This window comes from Candidatus Symbiopectobacterium sp. NZEC151, from assembly GCF_025962655.1.
In the GTDB taxonomy this organism is placed as follows: Bacteria; Pseudomonadota; Gammaproteobacteria; order Enterobacterales; family Enterobacteriaceae; genus Symbiopectobacterium.
Window position 1 is genome coordinate 1712603 of the sequence record NZ_JAGFPE010000001.1, and the last position, 22770, is coordinate 1735372.

The 22770-nt window shown below is 49.6% G+C and carries 20 protein-coding genes, 3 tRNA genes and 1 pseudogene; 9 read left to right on the plus strand and 15 right to left on the minus strand.

All coding sequences use genetic code 11. The features are described from left to right. The first annotated feature begins 13 nt into the window (after positions 1-13). Positions 14-1681: a medium-chain fatty-acid--CoA ligase gene (gene fadK, locus J5067_RS07720; RefSeq protein WP_264643282.1), complete on the plus strand. Its 1668-nt coding sequence runs from the start codon at positions 14-16 to the stop codon at positions 1679-1681. 230 nt (positions 1682-1911) lie between these two features. Here the strand turns inward: fadK and J5067_RS07725 are convergent, their stop codons facing one another. The 4 genes from J5067_RS07725 to J5067_RS07740 form a co-directional block, all read right to left on the minus strand. Beyond that, positions 1912-2871 (minus strand): helix-turn-helix domain-containing protein, encoded by a 960-nt coding sequence (locus J5067_RS07725; RefSeq protein WP_264643283.1) that lies wholly within the window; start codon positions 2869-2871, stop codon positions 1912-1914. 12 nt (positions 2872-2883) lie between these two features. Beyond that, positions 2884-4182: an MFS transporter gene (locus J5067_RS07730; RefSeq protein ID WP_264650806.1), complete on the minus strand. Its 1299-nt coding sequence runs from the start codon at positions 4180-4182 to the stop codon at positions 2884-2886. A gap of 71 nt (positions 4183-4253) precedes the next feature. Continuing rightward, entirely contained in the window at positions 4254-5420 is a 1167-nt protein-coding gene (locus tag J5067_RS07735) for an acyl-CoA dehydrogenase family protein (RefSeq protein WP_264650807.1), read from the minus strand. Between the two features lie 386 nt (positions 5421-5806). Then, on the minus strand, positions 5807-6100 hold the full coding sequence (locus tag J5067_RS07740; protein ID WP_264628008.1) for a hypothetical protein: 294 nt from the start codon (positions 6098-6100) through the stop codon (positions 5807-5809). Between J5067_RS07740 and J5067_RS07745 the strand changes: the two genes are divergently transcribed. Then, positions 6062-6298, plus strand: coding sequence for a class II SORL domain-containing protein (locus tag J5067_RS07745; protein ID WP_264628007.1), 237 nt, complete (start codon positions 6062-6064; stop codon positions 6296-6298). The two genes, J5067_RS07740 and J5067_RS07745, sit on opposite strands and share 39 nt — an antisense overlap. A gap of 371 nt (positions 6299-6669) precedes the next feature. Next, positions 6670-8616: a TonB-dependent receptor gene (locus J5067_RS07750; protein WP_264650808.1), complete on the plus strand. Its 1947-nt coding sequence runs from the start codon at positions 6670-6672 to the stop codon at positions 8614-8616. A 117-nt stretch (positions 8617-8733) separates the two neighbouring features. On the opposite strand, the gene J5067_RS07755 is transcribed toward J5067_RS07750, so the two are convergent. The 5 genes from J5067_RS07755 to uvrY all read right to left on the minus strand — a co-directional run bounded on the left by J5067_RS07755 (position 8734) and on the right by uvrY (position 13066). Further along, a complete protein-coding gene (locus J5067_RS07755; RefSeq protein WP_264650809.1) occupies positions 8734-9495 on the minus strand; it encodes an NAD(P)H-dependent oxidoreductase in 762 nt (253 codons plus the stop codon). A 219-nt stretch (positions 9496-9714) separates the two neighbouring features. Continuing rightward, a tRNA-Gly gene (locus J5067_RS07760) sits at positions 9715-9790 on the minus strand. 159 nt (positions 9791-9949) lie between these two features. Further along, entirely contained in the window at positions 9950-10498 is a 549-nt protein-coding gene (pgsA, locus tag J5067_RS07765; protein WP_264643290.1) for a CDP-diacylglycerol--glycerol-3-phosphate 3-phosphatidyltransferase, read from the minus strand. 54 nt (positions 10499-10552) lie between these two features. Continuing rightward, the gene (uvrC, locus tag J5067_RS07770; protein WP_264643291.1) at positions 10553-12385 is read right to left on the minus strand and encodes an excinuclease ABC subunit UvrC; all 1833 of its coding nucleotides are present in this window, start codon (positions 12383-12385) and stop codon (positions 10553-10555) included. Positions 12386-12409: 24 nt separating this feature from the next. Then, positions 12410-13066, minus strand: coding sequence for a UvrY/SirA/GacA family response regulator transcription factor (gene uvrY / locus J5067_RS07775; protein WP_264643292.1), 657 nt, complete (start codon positions 13064-13066; stop codon positions 12410-12412). An 831-nt stretch (positions 13067-13897) separates the two neighbouring features. On the opposite strand from uvrY, the gene J5067_RS07780 reads away from it, so the two are divergent. Continuing rightward, positions 13898-14122 carry a DUF2594 family protein gene (locus J5067_RS07780; RefSeq protein ID WP_264643293.1) on the plus strand — a complete coding sequence of 75 codons (225 nt, stop codon included), beginning with the start codon at positions 13898-13900 and terminating at the stop codon, positions 14120-14122. Positions 14123-14189: 67 nt separating this feature from the next. Here J5067_RS07780 and J5067_RS07785 read toward each other — a convergent pair whose 3' ends face one another. Both J5067_RS07785 and J5067_RS07790 read right to left on the minus strand, forming a co-directional pair. Next, the gene (locus J5067_RS07785) at positions 14190-14486 is read right to left on the minus strand and encodes a hypothetical protein (protein WP_264643294.1); all 297 of its coding nucleotides are present in this window, start codon (positions 14484-14486) and stop codon (positions 14190-14192) included. A gap of 376 nt (positions 14487-14862) precedes the next feature. Next, positions 14863-14938: transfer RNA gene (locus tag J5067_RS07790), tRNA-Lys, on the minus strand. Positions 14939-15284: 346 nt separating this feature from the next. Between J5067_RS07790 and cycA the strand changes: the two genes are divergently transcribed. Beyond that, positions 15285-16688: a D-serine/D-alanine/glycine transporter gene (cycA, locus tag J5067_RS07795; protein ID WP_264643295.1), complete on the plus strand. Its 1404-nt coding sequence runs from the start codon at positions 15285-15287 to the stop codon at positions 16686-16688. 186 nt (positions 16689-16874) lie between these two features. Here cycA and J5067_RS07800 read toward each other — a convergent pair whose 3' ends face one another. Both J5067_RS07800 and J5067_RS07805 read right to left on the minus strand, forming a co-directional pair. Next, entirely contained in the window at positions 16875-17135 is a 261-nt protein-coding gene (locus tag J5067_RS07800; protein ID WP_264643296.1) for an anti-adapter protein IraP, read from the minus strand. A gap of 281 nt (positions 17136-17416) precedes the next feature. Further along, positions 17417-17671: pseudogene (locus J5067_RS07805) on the minus strand (LysR family transcriptional regulator); the annotation flags it as partial. A gap of 388 nt (positions 17672-18059) precedes the next feature. On the opposite strand from J5067_RS07805, the gene J5067_RS07810 reads away from it, so the two are divergent. Next, a tRNA-Asn gene (locus J5067_RS07810) sits at positions 18060-18135 on the plus strand. Positions 18136-18295: 160 nt separating this feature from the next. Continuing rightward, positions 18296-19579: an integrase arm-type DNA-binding domain-containing protein gene (locus J5067_RS07815; protein WP_264641936.1), complete on the plus strand. Its 1284-nt coding sequence runs from the start codon at positions 18296-18298 to the stop codon at positions 19577-19579. A 74-nt stretch (positions 19580-19653) separates the two neighbouring features. Here the strand turns inward: J5067_RS07815 and J5067_RS07820 are convergent, their stop codons facing one another. Further along, on the minus strand, positions 19654-19839 hold the full coding sequence (locus J5067_RS07820; protein ID WP_264627904.1) for a hypothetical protein: 186 nt from the start codon (positions 19837-19839) through the stop codon (positions 19654-19656). Positions 19840-19968: 129 nt separating this feature from the next. Between J5067_RS07820 and J5067_RS07825 the strand changes: the two genes are divergently transcribed. Continuing rightward, the gene (locus tag J5067_RS07825) at positions 19969-20319 is read left to right on the plus strand and encodes a hypothetical protein (protein ID WP_264641935.1); all 351 of its coding nucleotides are present in this window, start codon (positions 19969-19971) and stop codon (positions 20317-20319) included. A 344-nt stretch (positions 20320-20663) separates the two neighbouring features. Beyond that, positions 20664-21584, plus strand: coding sequence for a hypothetical protein (locus J5067_RS07830; RefSeq protein WP_264641934.1), 921 nt, complete (start codon positions 20664-20666; stop codon positions 21582-21584). 73 nt (positions 21585-21657) lie between these two features. Here J5067_RS07830 and J5067_RS07835 read toward each other — a convergent pair whose 3' ends face one another. Continuing rightward, the gene (locus J5067_RS07835) at positions 21658-22608 is read right to left on the minus strand and encodes an Rpn family recombination-promoting nuclease/putative transposase (protein WP_264650810.1); all 951 of its coding nucleotides are present in this window, start codon (positions 22606-22608) and stop codon (positions 21658-21660) included. Between the last annotated feature and the right edge of the window lie 162 nt (positions 22609-22770).

Sequence of the window (22770 nt, forward strand, 5' to 3'; positions counted from 1 at the left end):
GAGACAAAAACACATGACCGTTTCAATAGCATTTAACGCTGAACGTCGGGCGTTATACCGTCAGCAAGGATTCTGGGGAGACGCCTCACTCGCCGACTATTGGCACCAAACACAAAGCGCCATGCCGGACAAGATTGCCGTGATTGACCATCAAGGGACGTCTTACACCTATGCCGCGCTAGACCGCGCAGCAAGCAGTGTTGCAAGCTTTCTACTCACCTGCGGGATTGAACCCGGCGATCGCGTCGCTTTTCAGCTACCAGGATGGTGTGAGTTTACGGTTATCTATCTGGCCTGTCTGAAGGTGGGCGCGGTATCCGTACCGCTACTCCCAGCCTACCGTGAAACCGAGCTGGTATGGATCCTCAATAAATGCCAGGCTAAAGTGCTGTTCGCCCCCACCCTGTTCAAGAATACTCAGCCTATCGACCGGGCCATTCCACTGCGTGGGCAGTTGCCTCACCTGCGGCACATCGTAGCCGTGGATAAATTGGCGCCCGCCAACGCGACCACGTTGGCGCTCAGTCAACTATTGCAGGATTTTGCACCACTGGAGACGCCGATCCGCGTGCACGGCGATGCATTGGCCGCCGTACTTTTTACCTCCGGCACGGAGGGCGTGCCCAAAGGGGTGATGCTGACACACAACAATATTCTGGCCAGCGAACGCGCCTACTGTGCGCGACTGAACCTGACCTGGCTGGATACCATCTTGATGCCAGCACCGTTGGGCCATGCCACCGGCTTTTTACACGGTGTCACCGCCCCCTTTATCATCGGTGCGCGTAGCGTACTGCTGGATATTTTTAATCCGACAAACTGTCTTGAACTGCTACAGCAGGAACGCTGTACCTGCGTGCTGGGCGCGACGCCGTTTGTCTACGACCTGCTGTGCTGCGTACAGCAAAAACCTTACGACCTGTCATCGCTGCGCTTTTTCCTGTGCGGCGGCACTACGATCCCTAAAAAGATCACCCGAGATTGTATGCAGATGGGCATCAAACTGCTCAGCGTGTACGGGTCAACGGAAAGCTCACCGCACGCCGTCGTGAGGCTGGACGATCCCACAGCACGGATCGTCAACACTGACGGGCAGGCGGCGCCGGGCGTTGAAATCAAAGTGGTCGATAAAGCGCGCAACACCGTTGCGTATGGGGAAGAAGGTGAAGAAGCGTCGCGCGGCCCAAATGTATTTATGGGTTATCTGGATGAACCGGAATTAACGGCGCGCGCGCTGGATGAAAATGGCTGGTATTACAGCGGCGACCTGTGCCGCATGGATGCCGACGGCTATATCAAAATCACCGGGCGCAAGAAAGATATCATCGTGCGCGGCGGCGAGAATATCAGCAGCCGCGAGGTGGAAGATCTTCTGATGCAACACCCGCGCATCCGCGATGCGGGCGTGGTCGCCATGCCCGATGAACGTTTGGGAGAACGCTCATGCGCCTATGTGGTGCTTAAAGCCCCCTACCACGTGCTGACGCTAGAAGATGTGATTGCCTTTTTCAGCCGTAAACGCGTGGCAAAGTACAAGTACCCCGAGCATCTGGTGATCGTCGAGAGTTTGCCGCGCACCGCATCCGGGAAAATAAAGAAATACCTGCTGCGACAAGACATTCTGCAACGCCTCGGGCTGGATGAACACCAGCAAGTCCACCCTTCCCTGTTCTCCGCCTGATCCCAACAACAAAGGCTCTCGCTAAGAGAGCCTCAGACTGATGACAAAGCCCGTTGTTAGGCGAAGTGCGGCGATGGGGTCGTAGCGGCGTAAGCCGCCGGAGCGCCCCTCGTCGTGATTCGCCGGGAAACACGGACGTGCCGAAAACGGTTTGTCAGCAATCTCAGTCTCTCGCTAAGAGAGCCTGATTGTTATGCCAATAATCAGTAACCCGCGGTACAGGTTATCACTTACGCCAATGCCTCCCAGCAGGCAGCCTCGCTCAATGGGCAGTCACATTCTTGCTGCGCCGCATCCGCGGCCATCTGCTTTACCGCTAATTCACGAAACAGTGTCGGGCTAACGCCTACGTGTTTGTGAAAGAATCGGGTGAAGTAGGCTTCATCATTAAAACCTAACGTCGCCGCCAACTGTTTGATGGTTTTAGCGGTATAAACCAACTCCCGCTGCGCTTCCTGAATCACTCGACGATTGATCACATCCAGACTGGACATCCCCAGCGTCAAGCGGCACAGACGGGAAAGATGGCCGGGAGTCATACCCATGTGCTGCGCATAGCTGTTCACCGCCAGCCGTTGGCGAAAGCGCTCCTCAACCAGGGCCAGAAACTTGTTCACCTGCGCGGTCTTGCGCGAACACACTTCATAGGTTTGCGGCGCACTGGCCCGCCCACTAATGCGCGCAATGTGCAACAGCAAAGACGTCAGCAGCGACATGCCCATGGCCGTTTGTGTCGAGCTCGGTGTGTGCCATTCACGCAACAGAACCTCAAAAGCGTCCTGCACCACCGAACATTCCTCCGGCATCTGAGCCAATGAAAACATACAGGGCGTTGCCAGAAGTTTTATCACATTGGGCGCCAGCAACTTAATGACCGACTCCAGCGGCTTTTGTGAAACCGTCACCGTTAGCCCTTCAGAATCAGGCGTGTAGGCCAGACAATGCACGGTTTGCGCAGGCACCAAAATCAGGCAAGGCGCTTGCGCCGTGTAATGGCTGTAATTGAGCAACAGATCGACGCTTCCACGCTCGATAAACAGCAGTTGTATCAACGTCTCATGTACGTGGGGGGATACTTTCCAGTTCAGCGCGCGGGAACGAAACGAAATCCGCTCTACGTTGAAGAAGTTCTCCCAGCTTAGCGCTGTTTGCTCGCCATAGAGCGTATAGGCAGGAATAGTGGTTGCCATAACAGATTCCCCTTAACGCACCGGGTGGGCAGCATGAGCAGACGTCTGCTCACGGCTGACAATGGGTTGAATACGCGCAGCCCAGATAAACAACGCGCCACAAATGGCAACAGTGGCTCCCAGATACAAGGCATACTCATACCGGCCGGTAATATCGATGATTACCCCAGAAAATACCGGTGCCAAGATACCCGCTGTGGTGCCGAATACCCCGTTCAGTCCCACCAACAGCCCGGTATTGCTTTGCGAGAATGTCATCGGGATGGAGAAATGTGCGCCCATCGTAAAGCAGAGAAAAAAGTTGGAAGCAGAGATTAACGCTGCCGCCGCGCCCAGGCTGTTAGCGCGTGTACCCAGAATCAGAAACATCCCTGCCAGCAGCAGCCCCAACATTGGCGTAAACTTCCGGCCTGCGCTTTGTCCCATACGCCGAACCGCCCAATCGGTAATTGTCCCTCCTAAAGGATAGGCGATGATGGCGGCCAAATAGGGCAACATGGAAAATATCGCACTTTGTTTTAAATTGATGCCGCGCCCCAACGCAAAATAGGTCGGAAGCCAGGTCATAAACAGGAAAAACAGATAATTAGTACAGAAATAGCACAGCGCACAGCACCACACGGAAGGTGTTGAAAAAATATCGCGCCGACTCAATGGCGGGCTATTTTGCGTGATATTATCCCCTTGTTGACCCGCGTAGATATAATCGCGCTCTGCCTGGCTAACAACCTTATCGTCCTGCGGGCGATTAGCGCCCCAGCGCCACCACAGCAGGCACCACAGCAGCCCCGGCAACGCCAAAATGTGGAACACCCGTTGCCAGCCCCAGAGTTGTACGATCGCCGCGGCAACGATCATTGCCACAGCGATCCCGGCGGGGCATCCCACCTGTAACCATCCGGTCGCTTTTCCCGTTTCACTTTTTGGCACCCAGTGGGCCAACAGTGAAAAGTTGGCAGGCACCAGCAACCCCTGCCCAACGCCAACCAGAATACGTAACGCCATCATGGCCCCCAGCGTCTCGCCTAACGGGGTAAGGAAAGTAAAAAGCGCCCACCACAACGTGCCTGTGACCAGTACGACCCCGCCGCCCAAACGATCGGCAAGCATACCGGCAGGCAACATGGTTACGGCATAGCCAATAAAGAATGCGGTGGAAATCCAGCCGAATTCGGTGGCACTCCAGCCAAACTGTTGCATTAACGCAGGCCCACATACGGACATGCTGCTGCGGGCGACAAACATAACAAAGTAATCGACGATCAGCAGGGCAATGATACCCCAGCGTCTGTTTCCAAGAGATGCGTTCATGATGACTCCCAGGGGGGGAACGCCGCAGGACGTGCCTTACGGCGGTCACTATTGCAGGGTGTAGGGCGTTATCACAAAATGACGCCGCGGCTTTCAATCAACGGACGGGCGATGGTTAGACGCTGCACCGTACGTGGCCCTTCCTCGAACCATAACGCGCGTGCATCACGGTACATTCTCTCTACCGGGCCATAGGGGTTATCTTCGAAATAGCCAATACCGCCGAAGATTTCCAGGCAACTGTCAGAGACCGTGCGTACCGTGTCGATGCCGTGCAGTTTGCACATGGCGGATACCATTTCGATATCCTCACCGCGATCGAATTTCTGCGCACAGTCACGCAACATGACGCGTAACGCATGCACCTGGGTGCCCATGTCCGCCAACGTTTGTTGAATCGCCTGGCGCGCCACTAGCGGTTTACCGAAAGTCACTCGGTCTTTGGCTCTCGCAATGGCCAGTTCAAGAAAACGCTGCGACATTCCGAGACAGGTTACCGCGATCATCGCGCGGGAATGCGCCAGGGCATTCATAAAGATATCCAGCCCATCGCCTTCCTGGCCCATGATGTTATGTGCTGGCACTTCGCAATTTTCAAAGCGCAGATAAGCATGCCCAGCCCCTCGGCATCCCATCATGTGCGGCATCGGATCAATGTAGTAACCGGGGGTATTCGTTTCGATAAAGAATGCGGTGAGGCCGCCCTTTTTCCGCTTGGCTTCATCGGTAACCGCTATCACGTAGGAAGCATCGGAAATATCGGTGTGTGAGATCAGCGTTTTACTGCCATTGAGTATATATTTATCGCCCTTTCTTACCGCCGTGGTGCGAATATCAGCCCCCGAACCGCAATCGGCTTCTGTCAAAGCAAAGTTGATGTAAGCCTCTTTATTGGCCAGTTTGGGCAACCATTTTGCGCGCAGATCTTCTGCCCCGTGATCGTGAAGAATTCGCCAATTCAAGCCGTTGGCATGATGCAGATTCATGCGCATCCCACCAGGGCCGCGACAAAATTCTTCCATTACAGCAAAGAATTGCTCGCAGTTAAGTCCCATGCCGCCATAGGTCTCAGGGATGGCCAGACGAAACAGATCGTTTCTGCGGCAAACATCATAATAGGCATCGGGAAAAACATTGGTTCTTTCCACTTCCAACTGTAATTCTTCCAAATCATTTTCCGTCACACGGCGAATTTTTTCTTTCAACGCAACCAGTGCCTGCTCTGATAATAGGGCCATGATATTACTCCATTTAGAATGAGTAGATTTATTGTGTGTTCCCGTTTCTAAACTGAGTATAGATTTGGTGCTAATTATCCAACCAGCGACATTTAAAACACAAAACTGGACAAATCAAACATAAAATAAAAAATCATTTAAAATCAATGAATAAAAGAAAATTAAAAAAGTAATCAGTGCTGAAATAGCCTATGATTTATTATTTCATATGATTATTATTTTTAGGATCGATTTATCCAGGAAAATAAATAAAATGTCTATGGGATTATTTTTCTTTCACGTTATTTTAATGGAAATATTCATCACAGAAATATGATCTGCGGAGGTTTATAATGAAGTTATTATCCACTACGCCAAAAAACAGTAAACCTACGGCGACACAGCGCTCAATGCGCCACAAAAATAGCACCAAACCCTCCTTTTACATGCCGATACCCCAGTTCTACCAGTGTGAGCGCTGCCTGCGCCTGATGATCGACGTTGCTGGCAACAACCCATCCCAGCCACCTGATTGCTGTGGTCACGTAATGAAACACCTTCTCGCACAGACACCTGACGATGCTCATCACATCACTCTCACGGTAAGAGGCGGTTTCGAGAGCAATAGCCTGAGCGTCACTGTCGGTCAACCTGTACACCCAATGACGCTCCCGCATCACATTGCCTGGGTGTATCTGCATACCTTCCAGGGGGGGCAGTTAAAATTTATGGCCCCAGGAGAAGAAAGCACAGTGATGTTTGCCCTGGCAGATAAAGATGCCTACGTTTATTGCGATCGCGCCATATGCAAAGGGCGCGACTGCAAATTCAACTGTAAGCGTGGTTTTTGTGTATGGATCTATTGTAACCAACATGGATTGTGGCATTACAGCCTGTAGCCGCTATTGCCGATCTCTCGTTGTCGATCTCTTATCACTCATCCCTCACACATCATCACCCTGAAAATCGGTGCGTGATCGTCCACTCATTTGATAATAAAAATAGTTATCATTTACTTTTAAAAAGAGTAAACGCCCATTAAGATACGTCATGTTATTTCAAATTATTACAAAAGATGCATTTAACATGGATGTTACATTCAGCCGAAATGCACGTGCTTTACTGCTGCCACCATCAGGCATGGATGCATTGGCGCTTAATGCATATCACTCGCGAACCGGCCTTTAATATCTCTATTTTGATGATTTAAAACGACAAAAAAAATCACAGTATTTTTTCTTTGCGCGCTTCAACCACGGAGTTTTTTAACATGCAGCAAAATGTACCACGCCGCCTGGTTTTTAATACCCTCTATCGCACCCTTTTCGCCACAGGATTGACCGTCCTTTCCACTGGAGCGATCGCGGAAAATGTAACAAATGAAACGTTTGTTGTTACCGCCACACAGACAAAACACACCACGCTCAGCGCACCGGCCAGCGTTTCGGTCGTCACCCGCGCCGAACTGGAAAAAATGTCGGTTAACGACGTTTCTGATGCTGTCAGAAAACTGCCCGGTATCAGCATTAATCCTTCAACCACCTACGGCCGCAAAGAGATCAAAATTCGTGGCATGAAATCCGACTATACGTTATTGCTGCTCAATGGCCGACGCATCAACTCGCGTGAAGCGCTCGCCAGCAACATGGGTAACGATTTCGATCTCTCCACGATCCCCGTCTCCGCTATCGATCGCATTGAAGTGATTCGCGGCCCGATGTCATCCCTGTACGGTGCCGACGCGCTGGGTGGCGTCGTCAACGTGATCCTGCGTCAGCCGGGTGAAACGGCAGCGGGTGAAATAGGTTACGGTTTTGAAGCCCCCACGGAAGGCGATGGCGGCGGGCGTAACCGCTTGAGCGGCTACCTCAGCGGCCCGTTGTTGGACAATAAACTGCTCGGCAGCGTGATCGTTGACGGGGGGAAACGTGATGCCTGGCGCACCAATCAATCCCGCAACCCCAACTCGGATGCGCTGGAAGCCCGCGATACCTTCAATGCACTGACCAATCTGACCTGGCTTATCGATGACAGGCAAAATATTGAATTCGACACCACTTACGCAAAAGACGATCGTGATGTGCTGTGGAATAACAACGGTGCATCACCACGAAATATTCAAAAAATGGAACGCATTGGGTTTGGCCTGACACACAATGGTAGTTGGGAGTACATCGATACGCGCTTACGTTACTACTTCGAAAGCGTCGATTTGATGGATAACTCGCAACTCAACGGCGGCAAAGCCTACATTACTCAGGATAATAAAACCCTGGATGGGCAAGTCTCTGGCTACCTTGGCGATCATTTGATCACAGCTGGCGGCGAATATCGGAACACCGAATTACAACACAGCCTGAACTTGCAAAATGGCAACGTGGCGGTAAGCCAGAAAGCGTTTTTCTTGCAGGATGAATTTAAACTCGGCGATCTGGCTCTGACGTTTGCCGGTCGAGTCGATTCGCACGAAATTTACGGCTCAGAATTTAGCCCGCGCGCCTACGCGACCTACAGCCTGAGCGATAACTGGGTGGTTAAGGGGGGGGTAAACAAGGCGTTCAAGGCACCAACCATCGCGCAATTTACCCCAGGCTTCGCCGTGATCTCTTGCCGCATTTTCTGCCATACGGTAGGGAACCCTGACCTGAAGGCAGAGACCGCTGTCAGCTATGAGTTGGGCACTGCCTATGAGGCTGAGCATTATGGTGCGGGTCTGACCCTGTTCAATAACGACCTTAAGGATATGATTCAGGCTCAAACCTGGGATGGCAAAGCGACACTGCTAACCTATGAAAATGTGAATAAAGCACGCATTCGCGGTATTGAGACCTCCGTATGGGTCGATCTGACCGAAAGCCTCAATTGGGCCACCAATTGGACCATCGTCGATGCGGAAGATCGCAGCACCAAAATGCGTCTGAAGCAGACGCCTAAGAATACGGTCAATACCCAGTTAACGTGGCAAGTGCTGGACAACCTTTCTACGTCGCTCTCCTATCAATACACGGGCAATCAATATCTGCTCGATAAGCAGTCGAGAAGAACCAGAGGGTTCAATACCGTCGATCTGGGCGCGACCTATACGCCGATCAAACACGTTGATCTGAAATTGGGTGTCACCAATATCACCAATGAAAAACGCGATTATATGGCTACCGCGAATGACTACTTCCTGTCAGGTCGGACAATTTATGGGGGTATCAGCTATAAATTCTAAGTTGCTGTTATCAACGCGCACAGCCTGATTGGCTGAGCACAAGAACCGGGGGAGTGAGCCGTTATTAGTGGTTCACTTCCCCATTAGCACCTCACGCGTATTTCTCCGGCGCGTTCGCTATAACCCCGCCAGAGAGCGTTTAAGCCGCACTTTATCCTCTGCTATCTGCGGCGCTTTAATCACATCGAATGAGCCAAACACCGGCAATATAGCAAATCCACAGAATTTATAGACTGCGGTGGTTGAGGAAAACAAGTCTTCCAGGGAGCGCCCGGCATAGAGTCGTTGGGCCGGATCGTCAAACGCCTCTTTAGGCGTATTCATGGTCAGCGAAAGCAGGAATGTTTTACCGTGCAGCTTGCCACCCGTTCCATATTGCTTACTCGGGTCGTTCGCTATGCGGCCATCGTCAATCAAAAAACTTTGCTGGCTCATCCCTGCTGTGAAGACTTCATCAACATATTTCTTGTAGAGCCAGGGCGTACCAAACCAGAACACGGGCGACTGGGTGATGATAATATCTGCCCAAAGGTGTTTCTGAACTTCCTCGTTAATGTTATAGCCCTTCTCAATATAGGTTTGCTGGGTGCGATACCCTTTTTTGTCCATTTCATCCTTAATCAACGCGACATACTCTCGATTAAGCGCCCCTTCGCTAAGGCCAGGATAAGTCTGATGTGCATTGATGATAAGCACGTTTTTTACGCGAGGCTGTGCTGCACCAATCGCACCAGTGGCAAAACCGGGTAACACTGCGGCAGCGGTAGCCACCAACCCGGCTTTAATAAAGTCACGCCGCTCTTGAGCCACGCCCCCCTCAATATCGCTTTGTTTACCAACAAATTTGCAGTAAGGGAACCGCCAGTTCTTGTCTATCATGTCAATTCCTTTTGCCGTTTTATAGAGAAAAGCCCACCCACCCACGATGGCTAGAATAAGCAGGTATAGCTAACGAGGATGACAACGATGGGGCTTTTTTTCTGATGCCGAGGGCGAGCACGTAGGAGGACTCCACAAAGGAGACCTAAAAGAATAATGGGATAAACGGCGCGGAGATAATGCAGAAACAAAAAAAGAACCTTTCGGTTCTTCAAATGTTGGAGCGGGAAACGAGACTCGAACTCGCGACCCCGACCTTGGCAAGGTCGTGCTCTACCAACTGAGCTATTCCCGCATCATGCTATAAACACTGGACATCGCAACGGTATAAACGGTTACGCGGTTAGCGTTGGCCACCAACCTGTCCATGGCGAGCATTTTACTGACCTGCCCTGACCAGTCAATAAAATTATCCCTTAACGCTCATCGATTGCTGTTTTTTACGACGTCGAGGTCAGGAATCCAGCAAATCGCGCCACGCCGCACTTAAATACTGGAACATGGACCAAAAGGTCAACACGGCGGCGATGTAGAGCGCGATAATGCCCGCCCCTTCGACCATAGGCTCAGGACGCCAAAGTAGCCCAACCAGCGCCAGCATTTGCGCCGTTGTTTTCACCTTCCCTACCCAAGACACCGCTACGTGACTGCGTTTGCCAATCTCAGCCATCCATTCGCGCAAGGCGGAAATAATGATTTCTCGCGCAATCATCGTGGCGGCCGGCAAGGTTATCCACCACACATGGTAATGCTCAGCCACCAGCACCAACGCCACTGCGACCATTACTTTGTCAGCGACCGGATCGAGGAAAGCACCGAAGCGCGTGGTTTGCTTCAAACGACGCGCCAGAAAACCATCAAACCAGTCGGTAACCGCCGCGACCACAAAAATAAAGGCGCACAGCAGCGGAGCCCAGACAAAAGGAAGATAAAACGCCAGCACAAAGAACGGAATAAGGACAACGCGAAACAGAGTTAGCAATGTTGGAATGTTCAATTGCATAGGGATTGGCTACTTTGGCTGGTGTGGGTTGGTGGATATGTTGCTACATTGTCCCTAGTGTTTCAATGCATGAAAGATTTTTTCTGCCAATGCATGTGAAATTCCTGGCACATTCGCAATATCATCAATGCTGGCATTTAACAGTGGCTGCATTCCACCCAGGTATTTCAGCAGCATTTGTCGACGCTTCGGCCCGACCCCTTCAATCAGTTCCAGTGAACTGGTGTTTTTTACTTTTGCACGTTTTTTGCGGTGCCCGGCGATAGCGTGGTCGTGCGAGTCATCTCGAATATGCTGGATAACGTGCAGCGCTGGCGAATCCGCAGGCAGAGCGATCCCTTCCCCGGTCGCTTCGAAAAACAGCGTTTCCAATCCTGCTTTACGCTCCGTGCCTTTGGCTACGCCAAGCAGCAGCGGTTTGCGTTTGTCCCACGGCACGTCTAACTCATCAAACACCGCAAGCGCCTGCCCCAATTGGCCCTTACCGCCATCGATAACGATCACGTCGGGAATCTTGCTCTCTTCCAACGCTTTGCCATAGCGACGTTTCAGAACCTGATTCATCGCCGCGTAGTCATCCCCCGGCGTGATGCCACTGATGTTGTAACGACGATACTCCGAGCGCAGCGGCCCGTTAGCATCAAACACCACGCAGGACGCCACGGTCTGCTCGCCCATGGTATGGCTGATATCAAAACATTCCATACGCGCGATGTGTTCCAGATGAAGCACCTCGGCCAACGCCTTTAAGCGCTGATGGATGGTAGATTGCTGCGAGAGTTTGGTGACCAATGCCGTGGCCGCATTGGTACGCGCCAGTTTCAAATAGCGGGCGCGATCGCCGCGCGGTTTGGTTTGGATATGAATGCGTCGCCCCGCGACCTCAGACAGCGATTCTGCCAATACCTCTTTCTCTGACAGCGCAAAATCCAACAAGATTTCGCCCGGCAGTGTGCGAGACAAACTGCCTTGCAGATAAAATTGCCCGACAAACGTCTGCACCACTTCCGCCAGCTCCGTGCCTGCCGGCACTTTCGGGAAATAGCTGCGGCTCCCCAGCACTTTGCCTTGACGAATAAACAGCACATGTACACAGGCCATACCGGCATCGAAGGAAACACCAATCACGTCCAGATCTTCGCCATCGCCGGAAACAAATTGCTTTTCGGTAACGCGACGCACCGCCTGAATTTGATCGCGAATACGTGCCGCTTCTTCGAAATCCAACTGACGGCTGGCGGCTTCCATACGTGCGACCAGTTGATTGAGCACCTGCTGATCTTTGCCTGAAAGGAAAAGTCGCACATATTCTACCTGCTGGCGGTAGTCTTCTTCACTGACCAGACCCGCAACACAGGGCCCCAGACAGCGCCCGATCTGATACTGGAGACAAGGCCGCGAGCGATTTCGGTACACACTGTTTTCGCACTGGCGAATGGGGAAAAGCTTTTGCAGCAGCACCAACGTTTCACGCACCGCATTGCCGTTTGGAAAGGGGCCAAAATATTCCCCTTTGGCGTGCTTGGCACCGCGATGCACCGCCAACCGTGGGTGAGTATCACCGCTAAGAAAGATCATCGGGTACGATTTATCATCACGCAGCAATACGTTATAGCGCGGCTGATAAAGCTTGATGTAGTTGTGTTCCAACAGCAGCGCTTCGGTTTCAGTGTGAGTGATGGTGACATCAATCTGGTGAATAGCCTTCACCAGCGCTTCCGTCTTACGACTGGCAACGTTGCTGCGAAAATAGCTTGCGAGGCGCTTTTTGAGATCTTTTGCTTTACCGACATAGATGACCGTGTTGCTCTCATCGTACATACGGTATACACCAGGCTGGCTGGTGACGGTTTTTAAAAACGCGGGGGAATCGAAATGTTCACTCACTACTTAACCTTCGCTCACTGCCTGTTATTCACTGCTCATGGACGGCTCCGCGTTAAACAATCCGTGGCGGATAGCCAAATGTGTCAACTCAACATCACCACTCACATTCAGTTTGCTAAACATGCGGTAACGGTAACTGTTTACGGTTTTCGGACTCAGGCTCAACCGTTCGGAAATTTCCGTGACCTTTTGCCCCTGAGTGATCATCATCATAATTTGTAATTCGCGTTCAGACAAACACGCCAGCGGGGTTTCGGTGTGCGGAGCCAATTGGCTCAACGCCATGCGTTGTGCAATATCAGACGCAATATAGCGACTACCCGCATGCACCGCGCGAATGGCGCAGATGACTTCCTGCGGCGCAGCCCCTTTGCTGAGGTAACCCGCAGCACCCGCCTGCATGACTTTAGCAGGTAATGGATTCTCGGTGTAAATGGTTAGCATGATAATTTTAATTGCAGGCGCAAAACGCACTATCTTGCGCGTGGCTTCAAGCCCACCAATGCCCGGCATGTTCATGTCCATCAAGACGACATCGACAGGATGCTGGCGGCACCACTTGACCGCATCTTCACCACACTGCGCCTCGCCAACCACCTTTAACCCTTTGGTGTCGTCGAGAATGTGCCTTATCCCTGTGCGCACCAGTTCATGGTCATCTACAAGAAAAACGCTAATCAAAAATTATTCTCCGAAAAGGGTGTAACGCTGAACGCCAGGCAACCGCAGATGGAAGCGACAATTTTTTGAGAAAATGATAAAACAGCGATATTTCACATTTACACCTTGCATAATTCGCGTTGCAGGACAGCGACAAACGAGAAAAATGTTTGTTACACATTCGAGCAGCCTCTGCACTTGGCCGAAAGGTGAACGTTAGAAACGCCGTTCATTAATCTCGACACTCACTCAAAAGTGATTGGGATCAACAAACGTAACGACCGCGCGTGCAACGTGAAGTATGACGGGTATATCAACGTATTTAGCAACAATAACCCAGTGTCGCTGAATCAGAGCAACAAAATACCTAAAACATCATGATACACATCAGTCACAGCCATGCCACATAAATTTGATGTTTCAGCGGTAAGAGAGTGGTTTTATTCGTTATTCAGTGGATTGAGCACGCTACGTTCATTGGCGTGGCATTGGACTTTTGCTATAAGAAAGCGCACATGCATTAATTTAAACAGCCTTTACATTTTCTTTTCAGTGCGCTGTCATTCCCTATTCTCATATCTATGTTGATAAGCTGACATATACAATTGAAATGAAATGTATCGCTCGCAACATTTACAATACATAATGCGAATCTTGTCGGTTAAAAAAGATAAAAAAGTTGCGTTGCGAACAGAAAAGCATCATTACTTCCCTGACATAATCAATCCAACACCACCGCGTAACGCACTATGCTATACTCTCGCGCATTCCAAAGCCCTACTGCGAGAATGAGCCATCATGCTCATAGCAGAATATGGCGTTCCACAATATTGTGCTTGTTAAGGAGAGCGCATGAGCAACGTAGATTTTTCTACTGGTAAATCCGTTGAAACACTGGCAGATGAAGTAACCTGTTTAAAAGCAATGATTACGCTGCTGCTAAAAGCCATCGGTCAGGCTGATGCCGGAAAAGTAATCATCAATATGGAAAAACAGATCGCTCAAATCGACGATGCCGCTCAGGCAGAAGTCTTTTCCACCACGCTGAAACAGATTAAACACGCTTATCGTCAATAACAACAGCAGGTTAAGTCTGAAGGCCAGATCCTTCTGGCCGTTTCTATCTCGGCACACCGTCTCAGTGTCACATCTGACGTTCACTCATCAGCGTTTGCAACTTGAGCAACAGCGCGTGTTCCATCGATTTATAGTGCGTCAAATCCAGAACATAAACCTTATCGAACAGGCGTTTTCGGGAAAGTTGCTTGATTTCATCGACCAGCGACTTTAACTCACTGTAACACCCATTAATTTTGTACTCCGACGACTGCTCGGTACAGATAATCTCATGGATTACCTGACTGAGTGCCGAAAGCGGGATTACGGCATTTGGATCCTGATAGCTTGTTTCAACCACTGCCAAGAGTTTTTCTATCCCCATGAACCCCTCCTGATTGAATGAAGTTGTTGCATGACATATCTGGAGCGCTACGCTACGCATCAAGGCCAACAGCGCTTAACAACGTGCAAGCCGTAGTGCAAAAAGTATAGCAGGTCTACATCAAACAGGAGACGCGAGACACGCCGTCAGTGATCTACGTCGCGACAGAAACAACGCATTATGCCATGACGAAATGGAAACCATGACTCAACAGCCAGAGGATTATTTAATAATGGAGGAAGAGTAAATGAAACATAAATAAGAGGTGGATATGTTATATCCAAGGATAATGAATAAAAAACAAATACCGTTCCTATGAAAAGCGCTTATTACAAATAACGGGTTTAATAGCGAAGAATAAAGCAGTGTGGAATGTTGGTGGGTCGTGCAGGGTTCGAACCTGCGACCAATTGATTAAGAGTCAACTGCTCTACCAACTGAGCTAACGACCCAACGCCGTGGATTATTCTCTCGTTGCCTGCCGCTGTCAAACGGTTAATTCGATTTTTTTCTTTTCGCTTCCAACCATGAAAATCCGATTGTCGGCAAAAGCCGATTTTGTTAGTCTTGCCCGCGTTTATATCCGTCATCTCAATTCCTAGTATGCCAGCCTTGTTCGAACAGAAAATACACAGACGTAAAACGTGCGAATGTTCACCTTCTCTATGCCACGTCCTCGGTATCATGCGCGGCATTGTCAGGTTGGTTTAACGGGATCTATTTATACCTATCACTATCATCAGAGAGCCATTCAAGAGCTCAACACAACATCACCGACAAAAACAGGAAACTTAACACATGGTAGATAACGTCAAAGAGGTCGACGACCTTACCTCAGGCCATGATGAAGGCCTAAGGCGCAACCTGACTAACCGGCATATACAGCTTATTGCTATCGGTGGCGCTATCGGCACCGGTTTATTTATGGGGTCGGGTAAAACCATCAGCCTGGCTGGCCCTTCGATCATCTTTGTCTATATGATCATCGGGTTTATGCTGTTCTTCGTTATGCGCGCAATGGGCGAGTTACTGCTCTCCAATCTGGAATACAAATCTTTCAGCGATTTTGCCGCTGACCTGCTGGGGCCCTGGGCCGGTTTTTTCACCGGATGGACCTACTGGTTCTGCTGGGTGGTAACGGGCATCGCCGATGTGGTCGCCATCAGCGCCTACACCCAGTTCTGGTTTCCCGAACTTTCTCAGTGGGTGTCTTCTTTATTGTGCGTGCTGCTGTTGCTTACGCTCAATCTTGCTACGGTCAAACTGTTCGGAGAAATGGAGTTCTGGTTCGCCATGGTCAAGATCGTGGCAATTGTCGCACTGATTATCCTCGGCGCAGTGTTGGTCTTCATGCACTTCCCTTCCCCATCAGGTTCAGTCGCCTCTTTCACTAATCTGTGGGATCACGGTGGCATGTTTCCGAAAGGGATAAGCGGATTTTTTGCCGGATTCCAGATAGCGGTCTTTGCATTCGTAGGGATCGAACTGGTCGGTACTACCGCCGCAGAAACCAAAAACCCGCAGGTGGTGCTACCGCGCGCCATCAATGCCATCCCCATCCGCATCATCATGTTTTACGTCTTCTCACTGATCATGATCATGTCCGTTACGCCGTGGAACGCGATTGCCGCCGATCGCAGCCCCTTCGTAGAGATGTTCGTGCTGGTCGGGTTCCCAGCCGCCGCCAGCGTGATCAATTTTGTCGTGCTGACGTCGGCAGCCTCTTCCGCCAATAGCGGCGTATTCTCTACCAGCCGGATGCTGTTCGGGTTGGCAAAACAGGGCGATGCACCTGAGGCATTCGCTCATTTGTCAAAACGCGCAGTCCCTGCGACAGGATTGCTGTTCTCTTGCATCTGTCTGCTGAGTGGCGTGGTGCTGATTTACCTGATTCCAAATGTGATGACCGTGTTTACGCTGGTCACAACGGTTTCCGCCATTCTGTTCATGTTTATCTGGAGCATTATCCTGTGCTCTTATCTTAAATATCGTAAAACACGGCCTCAGTTGCATGCCAATTCAACCTACAAAATGCCGTTCGGTATTGTCATGTGCTGGGTATGCCTTGCCTTTTTTGCTGGTGTAATTGTTCTGCTGACATTACAGCCGGACACATTGCAGGCACTTATCGTGACACCGCTTTGGTTTGTCCTTCTTGCAATTGCTTATCAGTTCTTGCTGAAGAAAAAACGGAGCGCTTAATCCCGTATAAATCATTGCAGGCATTCATACTAAAGACGCTTATTATTGGCGTCTTTAGTTTTTAATGGGTTCCCTGCACGGGTAACGCACCAATCAAAACAGGGTTAATAACTCTAGGCATAATTAAAGATAAAATGTGACATAGGCTTTCATTTAGCAAATAGATGATGCTATAGAGCCGTTCAATCACTCAGGCGAATGGATAGATGCCATTCCACTGATATTTCTCAGAAGCAGATACACATCGTCTTTTTCGCCGACAGGCATCGTTTCTCGCCTTACAAGGAGATCAATCTCCCCTTTCAATTTGATCAATTTATGATCATCCATTGTGGAAATAACCGCAGAGACCAGCATTTCAAGAGATGCGACACGCGTCTGAAGCCGCTTCTCATCCGCCTCCTTTTGCGCCAGCTTGATGAGTAATTGAGAAAGAAGAGTATTCATTTGAACTCCTTCATCAAAAATAATGCACCTGTGAGCAACCCAGTATAAAGTGATATACGCCTGCGGAAAAAACAGGAATTGAGATTAATGTAACACTAGAATTGCATCTTCTACTAGCATCAGAATAAAAACATTATTCAGTTAGCGCGCGGGCTGGCAAATAATACGAAAGGAGCCTGGATTAGTTACAATCGAATCCAACGGCGGTCAGTGATAAAGAGAGATGACCAGCCATCATGACGATGGCTGGTGTTGCACGGTCAGATATTAACAGCCTGCCGGACACTATTGACGGCAGTTTTCGCCTGCTCACATTGGTGCAGGATAGTTTGTGCGTGTGAGTAAAGAATTTTCCCTGCTTCAGTCGGCGTAACACCACGTCGGCTACGAACTAACAGTTGCTTTTCCAATTCACTTTCCAGCGTCGCCACCTGCTGGCTTAATGCTGGCTGTGCAATGTGTAACAACTCGGCAGCCTGTGTCAGGCTACCAATATCAACGATTTTAACAAAATATTTGAGCCGTCTTAGATTCATTTTCGCCTCCTGAGTAGTTACCCTTTAGAGGTAGCAAGAAGCGCGCCACTTTGTTCTACATTGCGATTCTCATATTCATTTTGTGAGCACAGTTGCCCGTAAAATAAGGAAAAGAAATGGTTGGCCTATTTTTTTGCACTATCGCCACGACAAGGCACAGCCAGAAAAGCAACAAGCCAATGCACCAGGATAAGGCAAAACCTGCCATATCAGGGTGCAACCCCTTATTGACAGCCTGAGGATGGGCAGTGTCCATCATGACAAAATCGCTTATCAACACCATGATAATTCGAAGAATTGACTATTAGATCGGCAATCGATAAAGATTGTGCATAACACCCTTTGACAAGCCCATACGCTATCGCTATTATCCTCCGCACTCACCGATTCCTCTGTAGTTCAGTCGGTAGAACGGCGGACTGTTAATCCGTATGTCACTGGTTCGAGTCCAGTCAGAGGAGCCAAATTCTTGTTCTTATGCATCCTTGCGAATCCCTATGTGTTTTAGGTTCAACAGGTTAGCGTGAAAACCTTTCCCGATGCGTTCTTACTTTTCCCTCTGCATCGGGCGAATTTGGTGGTCAGATTTGGGGTCAGATTGGTTCGATAATGGAGTGACCCCAAATGGCTCTTAACGATCTAAAAATCCGCAACTTAAAAACATCCGCTAAACCTTTTAAAGCCTCCGATTCACACGGTCTGTATTTACTCGTCAATCCCAACGGTTCACGCAACTGGTATCTTAAATATCGCATCAAAGGCAAAGAATCCCGTCTCAGCCTGGGGGCTTATCCGCTGATCACCCTTGCCGAAGCACGTCAGCAGAGTGAAACCATCCGCAAGCAGTTGGCGCAGAACATCAACCCGATGCAGCAGCGTATCGCTGAAAAGGCTGCCAGTTCCCCTGAAAAATGCTTTAAAACCGTCGCACTTGACTGGCATCGCAGCAACAAGGCCTGGTCAGAAAACCACGCCGCCCGACTGCTTGCCAGCATGAACAACCATCTCTTTCCGTCGATTGGAAACATGCTCGTGACGGAGTTAAAAACGCAGCACTTCACCACTCTGCTAAAAGGCATCGAAGCAAAGGGATTGCTGGAAGTCGCATCCCGCTCCCGGCAGTATCTGTGCAACATCATGCGTTATGCCGTGCAGCAGGGGCTGGTAGAAAACAACACGGCGCTGAACCTTGAAGGGGTAACCGCACCGCCGGTAAAGCGTCATTACCCTGCCCTAGAGCTTGAGCGCTTGCCGGAGTTGCTGGCGCGCGTTGGCGATTATACGGCCGGAAGGCATTTGACTCGATTAGCGGTGATGCTCACCCTGCATCTGTTTATCCGCTCCAGTGAATTACGTTTTGCCCGCTGGGGTGAGTTTGATTTCAAAAACAAGATATGGACCATTCCCGCCACCCGGGAGGCCATTACTAACGTGCGCTACTCCGGGCGCGGAGCAAAAATGTGCACCCCGCACCTCGTCCCCCTTTCTCAACAGGCCGTAGCTATTCTGCAACAGATACAAGATATCTCCGGCCATCAGGCATTGGTGTTCCCCGGCGACCATAACCCGTCCAAACCGATGAGTGAAAACACGGTTAACAGGGCACTGCGGTTAATGGGGTATGACACCAAAAATGATGTCTGTGGTCATGGGTTCCGCGCGATGGCATGCAGTGCCCTGATGGAATCGGAACTGTGGTCGCGGGATGCCGTCGAGCGCCAAATGAGCCATCAGGAGCGTAACAGCGTGCGGGCAGCCTATGTTCATAAAGCGGAGCACCTTCATGCGCGCATTGCGATGATGCAGTGGTGGTCGGATTATCTGGATGTAAACCGTGAGGGGTACGTTGCGCCGTATATTTATGCGAGAAGCTGTCGGGAAAATGAAAAGAGCAGAGTCAGTGGTTAAGGCGTTTCTACCCTTCTCTTAGCGAAAAGGTTAGTAAGGGGCCATGCAATACAGGTGGCCCCAACCAGACTCACTTAACCTTTTGGCTCGATACCAAGGCGCTTTAACTCTGCCCGGGCAAGCGTTTTCAACCAATTACCGAGACTCATCCCTGCATCCGCCGCTGCCGATTCGAGCTGCGCTTTCAACTCAGGATGAATGCGCATATGGAACGGAGGCGATTTTCCTGCACCGCGCGCCTGACTATCCCTGATTGACATGTGTACACCTAAAGCGTAGAGTAACATTTAGGTGTACACCCTATCATGGTAATACCGGTCAAAACAACGCCCCAACAGTGCTGTAACACTGCCAGGGCGTCTAACCACAACATTAAGGAGATTAATGCTATGGCTGATATCGATTGTAACACGAGCACGCCTTATCAATCACTGGCGGAGTGCGATAGCCTCTATTCTGCCATGAGTGCCGCACTGGCTCATCTGGACTTCGCAAGCATGAACAAGGATGAGTTGTCGCTGACCGCCTATTACTGTGCCGAGGCGCGCGCCGGGCTTTGTCATTGCCTCAATTTTATTGGCGATGCACTGATCACCTTTGCCGAGAATGAGGTATACGAATCCACGCCTGAGAGCCTGTGCCAATTAGGTCATGGGCTGACGGCTATCTGCCTACTTATTCCTGCCCTCACCGATATGCAAGAACGCGCGCAAGCATTGACTAGCAAGATTAGTATCTGACTGTGATAAGTCCCCAACCGTCAGTGAGGATGGTTGGGGTATGTTTACGAGGAGTTTTGCATTAACAGAATATTCTACAAATTATTTTTTCATTGCTGCTCGCATTTCTTTATTAAAATCATCTTTGCAAATAAAGATTTCATTTCTTTTTTCCCGCTAAAGAAAATTCCCAAACCCAACCCTCTAAAAGTGATGGGCATTATTATAAATAACACCCAGCTCAGGTTTAACCACTCGATTTTTACTCTTGAGAAGTATTAAGTTATCGACACACACCGTTTAAATTTGACATGATAATTAATGATAGCATCGTAACGTCAGCCTAGGTCACAAGGAGGCGTGTTATGCAACAACATGATCCATATGCAAAAGCTGGCAGCAAGATGTGCGACTGGGTGACAGTTAATGAAGCTGTTCACATTATGAAAAAACAAGCCAGTCTGGATTTATCAGACAGTGACATATACAGATATGCTCTGTGCAATAAATTACATTTATCCATTTACTTTCAATCACCGATTAAACTTAGAAGAGTACGATTATCGCAAGGTAAAATACATCTGATTAAAATTGATGATTCATTGGTTAACCGTTTATGTTTTCTTGACACTCACAGTTTTTCTAACGGAAACAATTTAATACCTAGTGCAACAGGTGAGTATATATCGCCTCACTCCCAAATTATTGATACGGCGTTAATTGGACATGAGTTTTTTGAAACACAACGATTATTAGCAACTACGCTGCATCTACGTCGGCCCTTGCAGCAAGACTGTGATGTAAACTATGGTATCTCAGTCATACATGCAGGAGAGTTATTTCAGGCATTTGAAATAAACTCATTATCCGAAAGAATAAAACAACAAATAATTAGGTTACCCAAAGCATTAGCCGAAGAGGTTAATCAGCATATTCCTTCCTGCTGTCTAAAGGATCATTGCAAAAAGCGGTATTTTCCTATCCATCATATCCCTCAGGATGCTTGCTTTGTACTCCGTCAAACTGAACTCGATAAACTTCGTAGAATATTATTAAAAAAAGATTCAACTCCACCCTCATCCACGCGTATATCATCTCCTCTCTCACGTCTTTTTTGGCTTTCCTGTAAGCATAATCAAATCATCACCCCATTAATTAATCAGCCGTATAAACTGGTGTCTATCTTTGAGCAGTGGGCTCAGGCTGACGGGATCAGCGATCGACTCAGTGGCGACACATTGAAAGCTGCACTTGAACGCGGCAAGCCTCATATATTGAAAGGATAAAACTCACTACGAAGACAGACTCAGGCATACTCATCGCCCATGCTCACAACGCGCGTTGTTGTTTGATAAGCGATTACTGATGCAGTTGCGCCAGTTCCTCTGCTGTCAGCCCAGTCATTTTCATTACAGCCGCATCATCCATGCCATTCTGCCGCATGGTGCTAACAATTTTCAGTATAGCCAGGCGTTCACTGCGCTTTCCTAATTCCACGCCTTGCTCAATTCCCTTTTCAATACCCTTTTTGATACCTTTCTCAATACCCTTCTGCTCTAGTCGCTGCGCTATGGTCATCAGTTCTTCCTCATGCTGTGGCACCCGGTATGCCAGTTCTCGGACAAAAGCCTCTACGTCTAACGCGTCTCCTGCCTCTACCATGTAGTTTACCAGTGATATCGTCTGTTGTCTGGTCATGTAACCCGCCAGCAACAGCGTCACCAGTCTGTCCATCAACTCCGCCAGATCGCGTTGACGAATATGCTTTTGCAACAGGGTCAGCGCCGCCATGCTGCGATGCTCCATGATCTCATCATCCGGGATCACCGTGATATCCACCAGCGGGAAAGGGCTACTGTAAAGCCGTTCAGCCACGTCCGGGCGATCGAATCCGTCTAACCAATTGGTGGAGTACGGATAAGGGCTGGGACTGCCTGCATAAAACAGAATCGGGATCACCAGCGGTAATGTCTTGTGTTTCGCGTCAAGATGCTTTTGCATGGCCGCGATGGCGTATCTCATCAGACGAAATGCCATGTGCTTGTCCGCTGAGCTTTGGTGCTCAATCAGCACATGAATGTACCCGTCCCCTACCCGCGTTTTTACACTGTACAGCACGTCGCTGAAGTAGGCACGTAGGTCATCTTCAATAAAAGAGCCTGACTCGAGTTTCAGGGTGGTAAGGTCACACAGCTCCCGCAGTTCACCCGGCAAATGGAGTTGCATAAAATCTCTGGCGGTATCCGGGTTTGCCAGAAACTGTTTGAAAGTCGCATCATGGGGTGTCGGCGTGTTGCTGCTCTTTTTCATTGTGTCAGGCTCAATAAGTCGTCTTTCACGATGTTAACAACCCTGACCTCTCTGCTTCGTCAAAGAGAATGTGATTCTTAGGCAACAGCCCCTAACGCGCTGCGCTTGTTGGCTCCTGACGGAATATCTATGAAATAGGTATCCCGTCAGGAGCGCTGAACT

Coding starts and splice junctions, on each gene's coding strand:
- J5067_RS07740 (WP_264628008.1), bottom strand. CDS start 6,100: ATGCAGATACACCCAGGCAATGTGATGCGGGAGCGTCATTGGGTGTAC.
- J5067_RS07745 (WP_264628007.1), top strand. CDS start 6,062: ATGACGCTCCCGCATCACATTGCCTGGGTGTATCTGCATACCTTCCAG.
- J5067_RS07750 (WP_264650808.1), top strand. CDS start 6,670: ATGCAGCAAAATGTACCACGCCGCCTGGTTTTTAATACCCTCTATCGC.
- pgsA (WP_264643290.1), bottom strand. CDS start 10,498: ATGCAATTGAACATTCCAACATTGCTAACTCTGTTTCGCGTTGTCCTT.
- J5067_RS07725 (WP_264643283.1), bottom strand. CDS start 2,871: ATGGCAACCACTATTCCTGCCTATACGCTCTATGGCGAGCAAACAGCG.
- J5067_RS07735 (WP_264650807.1), bottom strand. CDS start 5,420: ATGGCCCTATTATCAGAGCAGGCACTGGTTGCGTTGAAAGAAAAAATT.
- J5067_RS07755 (WP_264650809.1), bottom strand. CDS start 9,495: ATGATAGACAAGAACTGGCGGTTCCCTTACTGCAAATTTGTTGGTAAA.
- J5067_RS07780 (WP_264643293.1), top strand. CDS start 13,898: ATGAGCAACGTAGATTTTTCTACTGGTAAATCCGTTGAAACACTGGCA.
- J5067_RS07830 (WP_264641934.1), top strand. CDS start 20,664: ATGCAACAACATGATCCATATGCAAAAGCTGGCAGCAAGATGTGCGAC.
- J5067_RS07800 (WP_264643296.1), bottom strand. CDS start 17,135: ATGAATACTCTTCTTTCTCAATTACTCATCAAGCTGGCGCAAAAGGAG.
- fadK (WP_264643282.1), top strand. CDS start 14: ATGACCGTTTCAATAGCATTTAACGCTGAACGTCGGGCGTTATACCGT.
- cycA (WP_264643295.1), top strand. CDS start 15,285: ATGGTAGATAACGTCAAAGAGGTCGACGACCTTACCTCAGGCCATGAT.
- J5067_RS07730 (WP_264650806.1), bottom strand. CDS start 4,182: ATGAACGCATCTCTTGGAAACAGACGCTGGGGTATCATTGCCCTGCTG.
- J5067_RS07785 (WP_264643294.1), bottom strand. CDS start 14,486: ATGGGGATAGAAAAACTCTTGGCAGTGGTTGAAACAAGCTATCAGGAT.
- J5067_RS07820 (WP_264627904.1), bottom strand. CDS start 19,839: ATGTCAATCAGGGATAGTCAGGCGCGCGGTGCAGGAAAATCGCCTCCG.
- J5067_RS07835 (WP_264650810.1), bottom strand. CDS start 22,608: ATGAAAAAGAGCAGCAACACGCCGACACCCCATGATGCGACTTTCAAA.
- J5067_RS07825 (WP_264641935.1), top strand. CDS start 19,969: ATGGCTGATATCGATTGTAACACGAGCACGCCTTATCAATCACTGGCG.
- J5067_RS07815 (WP_264641936.1), top strand. CDS start 18,296: ATGGCTCTTAACGATCTAAAAATCCGCAACTTAAAAACATCCGCTAAA.